At 34.7% G+C, this 13,112-nt stretch carries 6 protein-coding genes and 1 pseudogene; 2 read left to right on the forward strand and 5 right to left on the reverse strand.

The window, feature by feature from the left end; genetic code table 11:
- The first annotated feature begins 100 nt into the window (after positions 1-100).
- Together Q0075_RS11235 and rluF are read left to right on the forward strand one after the other, a co-directional pair.
- Complete coding sequence (locus tag Q0075_RS11235; protein WP_291108112.1) at positions 101-880, forward strand: C4-type zinc ribbon domain-containing protein; 780 nt, start codon at positions 101-103, stop codon at positions 878-880.
- 146 nt (positions 881-1,026) lie between these two features.
- Complete coding sequence (gene rluF / locus Q0075_RS11240) at positions 1,027-1,815, forward strand: 23S rRNA pseudouridine(2604) synthase RluF (RefSeq protein WP_297869592.1); 789 nt, start codon at positions 1,027-1,029, stop codon at positions 1,813-1,815.
- On the opposite strand, the gene Q0075_RS11245 is transcribed toward rluF, so the two are convergent.
- The 5 genes and pseudogenes from Q0075_RS11245 to Q0075_RS11265 form a co-directional block, all read right to left on the reverse strand.
- Positions 1,812-2,303 carry a GNAT family N-acetyltransferase gene (locus Q0075_RS11245; RefSeq protein WP_297869593.1) on the reverse strand — a complete coding sequence of 164 codons (492 nt, stop codon included), beginning with the start codon at positions 2,301-2,303 and terminating at the stop codon, positions 1,812-1,814. The two genes, rluF and Q0075_RS11245, sit on opposite strands and share 4 nt — an antisense overlap.
- Positions 2,304-2,371: 68 nt before the next feature.
- Positions 2,372-10,654: a T9SS type A sorting domain-containing protein gene (locus tag Q0075_RS11250; RefSeq protein WP_297869594.1), complete on the reverse strand. Its 8,283-nt coding sequence runs from the start codon at positions 10,652-10,654 to the stop codon at positions 2,372-2,374.
- Positions 10,606-10,974 (reverse strand): hypothetical protein, encoded by a 369-nt coding sequence (locus Q0075_RS11255; protein WP_297869595.1) that lies wholly within the window; start codon positions 10,972-10,974, stop codon positions 10,606-10,608. The genes Q0075_RS11250 and Q0075_RS11255 overlap by 49 nt, the downstream gene beginning before the upstream one ends.
- A 168-nt stretch (positions 10,975-11,142) precedes the next feature.
- Positions 11,143-11,451, reverse strand: a complete 309-nt coding sequence (locus Q0075_RS11260) for a DUF3467 domain-containing protein (RefSeq protein WP_297869596.1) — start codon at positions 11,449-11,451, stop codon at positions 11,143-11,145.
- A gap of 171 nt (positions 11,452-11,622) precedes the next feature.
- Positions 11,623-13,112, reverse strand: a pseudogene (locus tag Q0075_RS11265) (DNA-directed RNA polymerase subunit beta'); the annotation flags it as partial.

Here is a 13,112-nt window from a genome sequence, read left to right on the forward strand (position 1 = left end):
TTACAAAAAATTATATTGTTGATTTTCTTAAAGAAAAAATCACTAATTTTGCAATCATTTTATCAGAAGAAAATACAAATCCAGTTAAGTACTTTTAAATATGGCAACAATCAAAGAGCTAAGTGTAGAAGATAAGTTAAGAGCCCTTTATGCTTTACAACTAGTTGATTCTAAAATAGACGAAATAAGAAATGTAAGAGGAGAATTGCCTCTTGAAGTAGAAGATTTAGAAGATGAAGTAGCAGGACTTTCTACTCGTTTAGAAAAACTAAAAAGCGATTTGGAGACTATTGACGACCAAATCAAAGAAAAGAAAAATGCTATCGACGAGCACAAAACTGCCATTAAAAAATATTTAGAGCAACAAAAAAACGTTCGTAACAATAGAGAATTCAACTCTTTAACTAAAGAAGTGGAGTTTCAGGAATTAGAAATTCAATTAGCTGAAAAACACATTAAAGAGATGAAAGCTTCTATTGAACACAAAAAAGAAGTTGTAGCTCAAACTAAAGAAAAATTAGACGGTAAACAAACGCACTTAAAACATAAGAAAGCTGAATTAAGTGACATTATGGCTGAAACTGAAAAAGAAGAAAACTTCTTATTAGGTAAATCAGAAGAATTAAGAGGTCAAATTGAAGAGCGTTTATTAGCAGCTTACGACAGAATTAGAAATAGTGTTAGAAATGGTTTAGCAGTTGTTTCTATTGAGCGTGGCGCTTCTGCTGGTTCCTTCTTTACTATTCCACCACAAACACAAATGGAAATTGCAGCTCGCAAAAAAATCATTACGGATGAGCACAGTGGTAGAATTTTAGTAGACGGTGTTTTAGCTGACGAAGAAAGAGAAAAAATGGAAAAATTATTTGCTAGCATCTAATTAAATCCTTTAAAATAAATGAAAGTCCTTTTTTTAAAAGGGCTTTTTTTTTGTTTTAAACCGCAAAGAAGAATAGTCATCATAACTCTCAAATTACTCTTCACTAATCAGTTTTTACTTTTCACTAAAAAACCTATCTTTGCTACATGGAAGAAAACACAGTACGCATCAACAAATATTTATCCGAAACCGGCTTTTGTTCTCGTAGAGAAGCCGATCGATTAATAGAGCAAGGCAGAGTTACTATTAATGGGAAAGTTCCTGAAATGGGAACAAAAGTAGCTCCTGGTGATGAAGTACGTGTAAACGGTATTTTAGTAGAAGAAAAGAAGCAAAAACATGTGTATTTGGCTTTCAACAAACCCGCTGGAATTGAATGTACTACCAACCAAAAAATCAAGGATAATATCGTAGATTACATCAATTATCCAGAGCGTATTTTTCCTATTGGTCGTTTGGATAAAGCCAGTGAAGGTTTGATTTTTATGACGAGTGATGGCGATATTGTAAACAAAATTCTTAGAGCAAGAAACAACCACGAAAAAGAATACATCGTAACCGTAAACAAACCGATTACTGATAGATTTATTGACCGAATGGCAAACGGAATTCCAATTTTGGAAACGATTACCAAGAAATGCAAAGTAGAACAAATTAGTAAATACGTTTTCCGAATTATTTTAACGCAAGGTTTGAATAGACAAATTCGCAGAATGTGTGAATATTTGGATTACGAAGTAACAGCTTTGAAACGTACCAGAATTATTAACATTTCTTTAGATGTTCCAGTAGGCAAATACCGCGAACTTACTGATAAAGAAATCGCAGAATTAAACCAATTAATTGCACCTTCTAGCAAGACTGAAGAAGCAAGTTTACCAAGTAATAAAGGAAAGTTTACTGGAAAAAGGAATTATAGGGAGAGGAATCGTTAAAAACAAAGTTCCATCACATAATCATCCATTACATAACCATTTCCAATATCAATTACTTCGTCTTTTACTTTTGTAAAGCCTAGTTTGGTATAAAAATGTATGGCGATATTGTATTTGTTTACGTTTAAGAAAATGGCTTTTTGGTTATTTTCGATTGCTTTTCCTTTTACCAATTCAAAAAATTGTCTTCCTAAACCTGTTCCTTGAGTTTCAGGTAACACGTAAATTTTATGAATTTTTGTTTTGTTGGGTTCGCTGTTGATTTCATAGGAAACAAAACCTACGTAATTATCGTTATCATCTTGTGCTAAATAAAAAACGTGTCCTTTTTGTATTAATTCGCGTAAAGCAGGTTCGTTATAAAACTTGTCAATCATATAATCCAATTGCGATTTGGATAAAATTTCTCCATAGGCTACAGGCCAAATTTTCTTGGTTAAGTCGATAACCACATTTAATTGTTCTATTTTACAAAGTACTATTTTCATACTGCTAAAATAAAAACAAAAAGGGCCAACCTCGAAAGATTGACCCTTTATTTTAAAAGTATAAGAAATTATTCTGTCTTAACTACTTTAAATTCACCCATTGTATCATCAGCGAATACTTTTACAATATATACTGAAGCTGCAACGTCTGACATATCAACGTTAACTTCATTACCATTTGTTTGTAAATTTTTCACTAATCTACCATTAATATCATAAACTTGAATAGCAGTGATAGATTTTGTATAAGAAACTGTGAATCTATCCACAACTGGATTTGGATAATATTTTAAAGATTTAATATCAAAACTAGCATTATCTAAAACAACTGTAACAGTAACAGCTAAAGCAGCACTTCTACATGTTCCTACAACGGATACTGCATAATAAACTGCACCATCAACTAACTGTGTTCCAGCTGGAATAGCATTAGTTCCTGCCGCTGCATCACCAGGTGTTGGATACCATACAATATTTGATCCATTAACATTAATATCTTCAATTGTAGCATCCGATGCAACACCACCATAAATAGTTTGTACTGCATTTCCTGTTGGTGTAGATGGAGTTGAAATAGTAACATTAACAGCAGTTCTAGGACTTTCACAACCATCAACATTTTGTGAAACATAATAAATACCTGTTGAAAGTGTTGTTCCTGAAGTTAGTGCAGTTCCACCTGTTGAATTAGAATACCAACTTAAATTTGATCCTGATGCTGTAAGATCAGCAACAGTAGCACTAGTACAAAATGTTTGAGCACTAGCAGTTGGAGCACTTGTTGTATTTACAGTAACTAAAACAGCTGTTCTTGAACTCTCACAACCATTCAATGTTTGAGAAACATAATAAGTTGCTGAAGTTAAAGACGTTGAAGGACTTAAAGCACTACCGCCTGTAGAAGCTAAATACCAAGATAAATTAGTTCCAGTAGCAGTTAAATTAGCGACTAATGCACTATTACAGAACGATTGATCAGCAGCTGTAGGAGCAGCTGTTGTATTAATAGTTACCGTTACTGCTGTTCTTGCACTCTCGCATCCATTTAGCGTTTGAGAAACATAATATGTATTAGAAGATAATACATCAGAAGAAGCTAAAGCAGAACCTCCAGTAGATGCAGAATACCAGTTATATGATGACCCGCTTGGTAATAAATCGGCTACAGTAGCAGAATTACAAAATGATTGTGCACTTGCATTTGGAGCAGTAGGGATTGTATTTACAACCACAGTCACCGCAAATCTATCTGTACTTTCACAACCATTAACTGTTTGAGAAGCATAATATGTTGTGCCATTTGTTAAACCAATAGCCGTAATATTAGGTAATAAATTACCTCCTGTTGCTGCATCATACCATTTAATTCCAGATCCAACTGCAATTAATTGTGTAATATTTGAAGCACCACAGAAAGTTTGAGTTGCATTACCAGTTGGTGCACTAGTTACATTAATTGTTACATTAACTGAAGCAATTGATGAACAACCATTAGCATTAGTACCTTTAATATAATAAGTACCAGAAGTTGTTACTGCATTAGGATTAGTTAATGCATTAGTTGCTGCTAAGTCTGTAAAATAAGTAAATGTTAATCCTGAATCAGAACCTGTAGTTACTGCAGCAGTTGTTAAATCAACTGTAGCTGGATAACAAACTGTAGCTGGGTCAACAGTAATTAGAGTTGGTAAAGGATTAATTGTTACTGTAACTGGAGTTATTATTGAAGAACATCCATTTGAATTTGTTCCTTTGATATAATAAGTACCAGAAGTAGCTACTGTACTAGGACTTGCCAAAGCATTAGTTGCTTCTGGATTAGTCCAATAAGTATATGTTAATCCTGAATCAGAACCTGTAGTTACAGAAGCAGCAGTTAAATCAACTGTTGATGGACTACAAACTGCTGTAGGATTAACTGTTACAACTGTAGGTAGCGGATTAACAATTACATTTACATTAGCTGAGTTCGTACAACCTGTTAATGAAGCCGTTGCCGTAGCAGTATAGCTTGCTGTTCCAGCTGATGAAGATTTCACATAAACAGTTGATGCATTTGTACCCGCTGTATAAGGTGTACTAGCTGCAGCATCTGTATATAAATTAGTTACTGGTGACCAAGTAATATTTGTTGGAGATGAATAATTTAAAACAATGTTTGGTCTAGCATTTCCAGAACTTGTTGGAGTAGTTGCTGTTAAAACCGAATCACTGGATGCACTATCTACTCTATACCAATTTGTACTTACAAACCCAGGATCAGAATTTCTCATTTGAACACTATCATTAGTTGTTCCTGAATTATTATTACTATATGATGTTTGAATTACAATATTACTTGTACCATCCCAAGTAAACGAACCGTTTAATGGTATATTAACCAAACCAATCGTAACAGCTAAGTTACCAGCAGCTCTAACGTTAGTTGTAGTAGGTAAAAAAGTAGTAGATGTTAACACATCATCAGTAGTACTTCCCATATCCACTTGGAAATTTTGTAATGTTCCAGAGAAAGAAGTTCCTACAGATGCTACATCAAACGAAATAGAATTAATCGTAGAATTTGGTGTTAAACCTAAAGCCGTTAATTCTGAAGCTCTAATCAACATTTGGTGCTTAGTTCCTCCATAATAATTTGTAAATGGACTAGGATAACCCGTTGCTGTATTTGTTGTAGTTGAAGAACCAAAATTAGCAATATTTGAAATAGCACCACCTGTTACTGTAAGTGCTTGAACTGAATCTACACATACTTCTGGAGCTGCAGGAGTAATAGTCATAGCGCTTGGCAATTGATTTGCAGAAACTACAAAGGTAGCTGTATTACTACACAAACTTCCAGAGGACTGTGAAGCTGTTAGTGTGTAAGTTGTTGAACTTGTTGGATTAAATATCCAACCCGTTGAACTATTACCAGTTACCCCTATTGAAGGAGACCATGTATACGTATCAAAATCAGCAACATTTGATGTTATCGTTACAGGTATTGTAGTAGCTACACCAGAACAAATGGTTGCATTTGAACTGCTTAATGTTAAAGCAGGAGCAGGATTAACAGTAACTGGAACTGCAACTCTTGGAGAAGCACAAACCGTTGGAACTGTCATATTAATTTTATGAATAAATCTTAAATCTGTTGTTGTTGCACCCCATCCCCAACCTGAAGTAATTGTAACACCTGGAGTTGAAAAAGGGAAAGCCCCAGTTTGATAATACCAACTTAATCCGGAACCTAAACTTGTACAAAGTAATCTATAACCTGTACCTGCAGTAGGTATAACAAATGTAGAAGGTAATACAACATTAGTTAAAGATGTTGCAGAACCTGTGAATCCATTTATTGTAGTAGAAGCAATATCAACACCAGCTGAATTTTGCAATTTAATAGTTAAATTACCAGTTCCTGCAACTAAAACATCAATACTGTTAATAATAACATTATTTGTTGTTGTAGTTAATACCATACCACCATCTGGTGATGAAGTAGTTCCAAAAGCAGTATCAATTGTAGCTGTGGATCCTAAAGTTACCGAAGCATTTGTAATTGTTTCAGCACTAGCATAATAAGTAGTAGATGAACTTATTGATGGAGTAGTAAATGGGGAGCCAGTCCCTATAGAAACACCTCCAGTATTATCTGCGTACCAATTAACTGTTGTACCAGCATTTGATGTTGCTTCAATCGTTACTGTACCCGTTCCACAACGTGTAGCTGGAGTAGTAGATGTAATTTGATTTGTAAAATCTACTTGAGCAACACTAGAATAAGCAGGTGTTCCTCCACAAGAAATAATTTGACAGCGGTATCTTGTAGGGATTGTAGGTGTAACAATAGTAGTTGTGGTTGTAGCCGAAGCAATATTTTGCCAAGAAGTACCATTATCAATACTTGATTGCCATTGGAACGTTAAACCATCATTACTTCCCGTATAATCCATGCTTAAGTTTACTGACTGACCTAAACATATACTTGATGCGCTAGCAATTGTATTAACTCCTGCAGGAGCATTACTATTTAATACACTCATTACTACTTGCGCAGAACCTGATGCATTAGTACAACCCGTAGTTTGATTTGTATATGAAATCGAATACGTTGTAGTGATTAAAGGTGCAACTGTTTGTGAGAAAATATTTGTACCTGTTGCAATAGTAGTTGTACCGTTTGCATCTGTTGCAGTCCAAGTAGTAGTATAATTTGCTGGTGGTGTAAAACGATAAGCAAAAGGATTTGTAATTGGATTAGTTGACGATGCCGTAGTTCCAGAAGCATAAGCCAAAACTCCAATAGTTCCGTTACCATTATTAACACCAACTAATTTATTTCTATCAATGTTCGTAGATGATGTAACATGAACTTCTATGATTCCGGTTGTTTCAAAGAAAACTGCTTGAGCCGTACTCACTCTTGTATCTCCATATTCACGAACATTTTCATAACTTACAATAAATTTTCTATTTGGAGCATAACCTTCTGTCCAATATTTTAATGTACCACCTTGAGTTCCTGATGTAGATCCATCAGAACCTGAATTTGCTAAATTGTTATCCATTGCAAGAACAGCAACCAAATTAAATGGTTCTGAAGCACTAGGTAATGTTGTATATGTGAAATCTGCTAAACTTGTACCATTATAGGTTCCAAACATAACAGTCCCGTTTGTTCCAACATTAATTGTATTATAGTTTGTTCCAAAGAAATTAAAATTGAATCCAACAGGAATTCCTCCCCAACCTCCGTCATCTAACGTACCTGAAGTTTGCGGAACTACTGCTGCACCTGCTGTTGCTAATGTAACAGCATTTGAAGGCGCAACTCTCGGAGCATGTGTTATTGATGCACTCACAAAATTACCAGCACTTAAGCCTGAATTAATTGTAGCACTTGTACCAGGACAAACTCCAGAAGCTGTTGTTGTAACAGTAGCTGAAGGCAAGTCATAAACTCCTACTGAGATATATGCTACTGAAGGACAACCTCCATCATTTGGTGTTCCTGTAACTTTGAAATCTGTTGTTGTTGAAATAGTAGCTGTAGTTGAACTACCCGTTGAAGTACTTAATGTAACACCGCTAGTTAATGATTCCCATGTATAAACAACACCTGGAATAGTTGAATTAGCTGTTAATGTAACGGGACCTCCTGTACCACAGAAATTAGGTACTGAAGGTGTAATTGTAATAACATCCGTACCTATACCTTCATCTGAATATGTAACACCAGCTTGTGTTTTTGTTAATGCGTTAACGTCAGTAGCTGTTACTGACCAAGCTATTGTAGCATTTAAAGGTGTAGGAACAGGAATTGTTCCTGACCATGTTGTTCCTGAAGTATTAGTCATATTAATAGCAGTCTGAGGAGTCCCATTTACACTATAATTAATAACAACACCTGATATAGCTCCAGCACCTATTGCAACGTCAACAGTAACAGTTCTTGCGACAGCAGGACAACGATTACCTTGAGGTGTGATTGTTAAATTAGATAACGTAGGAGTAGCTTTAGAAGCCATAACATAGTAATTCAATGCAGATATATCTTCTGGAGAAGTTGTTGTAATTGAAGAAGCAGTTACTGTTGAAGTTAAGCCTCCTATTAAGTCATATACACCTGTAAGTGTTTCACTTGCACCAATAGCATCTGCACCATTTGGGTTATCATTAAGCCTTACTAATGCATCTGCAAAATTACTTCCACCACTAGTAAAAGAAGCAGCCCAATATCGATTTGAATTTAAAGATCCTAATAAACTCGCTGGAGTACCTCCAGTAGCCGAATCAAAAACTTCTGATTGAATTACAACATTTCCAGAAGGACCTGTTGTTGGATTTACTAATTCAAAAGGATTAATTGTTGATTTACCTATAGGAAATACATATGTTGAACCTGTAGCTAAGTTAGGTGGTAATGTTCTCGCTAATGGACCATTTACATATGCAGTAGTAGATGTTCTAACGATACTAGCAGCAGTTGTACCTGTAATTGTTAAAACATTAGTACTATTAGTTGTTATGTTACCTGAACCTGCTCCAAAAGTTAGTGTTCCAGTACCTAAATTACCTCCTGATAAAATCAATCCATTAGAATTAGTTAAATTAATTGTATTAACTAATCTCGTTGGTGGCACTTCAAAACCAACTGTTCTACTTACACTTTCTTGTGCATAAATTAATGCGTAAGTTCCTGTACCTAAATTAAAAGTAGGTGTTGCATCAAAATTACCTCCTGGAGTTGTTAAACCTGCAGATCCAATTTGAGTAGTGCAGTTAACAGCTAAACCTGTTCCAAAAGTAATTTTATTACTTCCTGTAATAGTTCCTTGGAATAAGTTTGCTCTTGCAATAATAATAGGATTTGTATGAGTAATAGTTAATCCAGCTGTATTTTGCATACTTAATGTAGCCAAGTTAGTTAAAACTGTACCTGAACCCGCCAATGTTTGCGCAAAACTTCCTGTAAAATTCAAGAATTGTAATGTACCTGAAGTACCTGTTAAAATACCATTATTAGTCAAAAGAGGACCTCTTTGTGAGAACGTACCTGTAGTAGAGGCAGTATCTAATATTCCATTGGTACCTACTGTAGTAGAACCATTTGCAATAACCGTTCCACTAGTTGCAGATTGAAATCTACCTTGCGTAATTATGATATCTCCATTAACAGTTATTGTTCCAGTTGAAGTAACTCTAAAAATTCCAGTACCTCCTGTAGCACCAGCAGCTAAAATAGTTAAATTACCCTTAACAGTTTGAGTATTTGCACCAAAAAAATTAAGTGTTGCTGTTGATAAAGGACAATTATAAACAATATTACCAAATGACTGGTTATTATTAGCAGGGGCTGTAGCCGAAGTTGTTAAACCACTTACTGTTAATGTAGAAGATGGCGACCAAGTAGCTAATGGAACCCATGGAGCACCTGTAGTTGCACCTGAAACATTATACTGACTTCCATCTAAAAACAATAAAGTACTTGCTGAACCTGTAACATTTCCATTTGTTGTTATGTTTGTTGTTGCTATATTATTAATTACACCTGTACTAGTTACTGATACAATTGTACCATTACCACCCGTTGTTAAAAATGAGTTTGCACCAGCATTGGTAGCAGTTGCATTAATACCTGCTACTGTAAGAGTTCCAGAGATATTACCTGTATTACCCGTTACAGCTGAAGCAAAAATTAACGATACTGAATTTGTCGTATTAGTTAAAAATAATGAAGAACCTGATTCAATAACAAAATCATCTCCACCTCCACCATATATAGTTATAATTCTTTGCGTCGTTGCTGAAGATTGTAAATAGCAAGCTGTATTATCTTTAATTTTTAATTGACCAACTGTAGTTGCAGCTGCAAAGCTAATGTAAACATTTCCTCCAGTAGTTAATGAACCATTTCCGTCTACAATAAAAACATCAGTAGTATTTAAAATTGTTGGAGTAGTACCTGAACCATCAGCTGCGGTATTCCAATTTGTCAATGTGGCAAATGCTCCCGGTGTGCCTGAAGAAGATGCACCTACCCAGTAATAAGTAGCTGCTGCAGAAGTAGATTGAGTAGCTATAGCTGGAGTACTTTCCACTCCTTCACTGATAGCAACCACTTTCCAATCGTAAGTAGTACCTGGAACTAGTCCTGTAGCGTTGTATGTATTAGTACCTAATGCTACGTTAGCAACAAAATTATAAGTTGTACCACCATTTGTAGAATTTAACACAACGTATCTAACAATGTTAGTAGTTGGTGAAGCTGCAGTCCAATTCAATGTCATGGCTGTAGCTGTTGCTCCAGAAATTGTTAAACCTGTTGGCCCTGCGGCTGGAACAGGTGGAGTAAATCTATATATTCTTCTTGACCCATCGGCAGTTGAATTTAAATTTGGGACATCACCTAAAGCTAAAGTATTAGTATTAAAAGTAGCTCCATTACTAACTGTATTATTTGAAAAAGTTATTGATGCAGTAGTATTTGCAGTAGTATTAACAGAAAAACCACCAGCAACAGGATTAAATGTTGTTGTTGTACAATTAATAGACCCATATACATATTCAACTATACCTGTATTCTCATACAATCTAACTTGCCATGTGCTATTTCCATTTGCTGCAGTTGTACTATATGTAACAGCCATACCTGTCCATTCTACGACTAAACAGCGATTTGGAGCAGCTCCAACTAATTTGTAATGAACTTTACCAGAGGCACTTACATAAAAATCACCTCCTAAAGCAGAAATTTTTGGAGTAGTTACAGATCCACCACTAACAGTTGAACCTGAAACAGCAGTCGAACCTAGTCCTAAAATTCCATCAGCATTGGCAGAAAATTGATTATAAAAATTACCCATAAAGAATAATTAAAGCCAATATTCGTAACTGCTGAAGCAGTTGCATCAGATAGCGGACCTACTAACTGCGTAGTTCCAGTTGACATGTCTACAGCATTACCATTTGCATCTAAAGCAAGTGAACCAGAAGTGTTTGTGCTAAAAGCATAATTAGCAGAAGACTGTCCTTGAGCAAAAGAAAAGGAAAACAGTATCATTAACATAGTAATCAACGAAATCCAGGTTCGTTTTTTTGCCATGTACGACTTGTCTCTTTGCTTTTGAGAACATGTTGTTCCAATAAAATTAAAGGAAACAACCGAATCGTAATTGTTTATCATAAAATTAAATTTAGTTTGATATAAGTAATCAACAAATATATTTATTTTTTTAATACAATTAAATTATCTTAAAAAAAATAAATAAAAAAATCAAGCCTTACTAATAAACTTTTTATTCTTTTGAATAATAAATAAAAAACTCTTCATTATATTGAAGAGTTTTTACAACTAAGCTTGCCCGGTTGGACCAAAATTTAAAGGAATTGGAGGTTGTTCGCCTTCTTCAATTTTTCCGTGAGCACTTTCAAATCGGTGAATGTTTTCTCCTAATGCTTTCAACAAACGTTTTGCGTGTTGAGGCGTTAAAATAATTCTTGATTTTACTTTCGTCTTTGGCACTCCTGGCATAATCGTTACGAAATCTACCACAAACTCAGAGTTTGAATGATTTATAATAGCTAAATTAGAATAAATTCCTTCAGCTGTTTGCTCGTCTAATTCGATGTTAATTTGACCTTGTTGGTTATTATTTTCCATTTTTTTATTTTTTAAACATATAAGTCATCGAAGTTTTTAAATGTTTTTGACTTAAATTATTAGTTCATTTAAGTAATATTTGAAAATCTTTTACAAGAATAAGTATAATTTAGATAAAAAAAAAGCCTAACAGAAAATCTGTTAGGCTTTATATTGGAATAATGAAGCTAATTAGTAGTTAAACTCTTCTTTAGCAGCCATTAATTCATTGTATTCTTCTTTAGAACCTACAATAATATTATCGTAATCTCTCATACCAGTACCAGCTGGAATTCTGTGTCCTACAATAACATTTTCCTTTAATCCTTCTAAAGTATCCACTTTACCTGCTACGGCAGCTTCGTTTAATACTTTTGTAGTTTCCTGGAACGATGCAGCAGAAATGAATGATTTCGTTTGTAACGATGCTCTAGTAATACCTTGTAATACTGGTGTAGCAGTAGCTGGAACAATATCACGTGCTGAAACTAAGTTTTTATCATTACGTTTTAATAACGAATTTTCATCTCTTAACTGACGTGGTGTAACAATTTGACCTGGTTTTAAGTTTTCAGAATCTCCTGCATCTTCCACAACTTTCATTCCGTATAATTTATCGTTTTCAACGATGAAATCACTTGTATGAACTAATTGATCTTCTAAGAATAAAGTATCTCCTGGATCCACAATTCTTACTTTACGCATCATCTGACGGATAACCACCTCAAAGTGTTTATCGTTGATTTTTACACCTTGTAAACGGTATACCTCTTGAATTTCGTTTACCAAGTACTGTTGAACAGCAGATGGACCTTGAATTCTTAAGATATCTTCTGGAGTAATTGCACCATCAGAAAGTGGAGTTCCCGCTTTTACGAAGTCGTTTTCTTGAACTAAGATTTGGTTTGAAAGTTTTACTAAGTATTTTTTCACTTCACCAAATTTAGACTCGATAGCGATTTCTCGGTTACCTCTCTTAATTTTTCCAAATGTTACAACACCATCAATTTCAGAAACTACTGCTGGGTTTGAAGGATTACGAGCTTCTAATAACTCCGTAATTCTTGGCAAACCTCCTGTAATATCACCTGCTTTAGAAGAACGACGTGGAATTTTAACTAAAATCTTACCTGCTTTAATTTTTTCTCCATCGTTTACCATAAGGTGAGCTCCTACTGGTAAATTGTATGAACGAATTAACTCGCCATCTTTACCATAGATGTGTAACGTAGGGATTAATTTCTTATTTCTACCTTCAGAAATTACTTTCTCTTGGAAACCAGTTTGCTCGTCGATTTCAACAATGAACGATTGTCCTTGTTCTAAATCTTCGTAACCTACTTTACCCGTAAATTCAGAAATAATTACCCCGTTATATGGATCCCATTTACAGATTGTAGTACCTTTTTCAACAATGTCTCCATCATTTACAAAAATACTTGATCCGTAAGGAATATAGTGTGTATTTAATACAATACCTGTTTTTGGCTCAACTAATTTTAACTCAGTAGAACGAGAAATTACGATATCAACAGCATTTCCTTCAGCATCTTCACCTTTAACTGTTTTTAAATCTTCAATTTCTAATCTACCTGCAAAACGAGTTACAATACTAGACTCTTCAGAGATACCTCCAGCAACCCCTCCAACGTGGAACGTACGAAGTGTTAACTGTGTACCAG

Origin of the sequence: uncultured Flavobacterium sp. (assembly GCF_937967675.1) — a bacterium.
Classification (GTDB): Bacteria; Bacteroidota; Bacteroidia; order Flavobacteriales; family Flavobacteriaceae; genus Flavobacterium.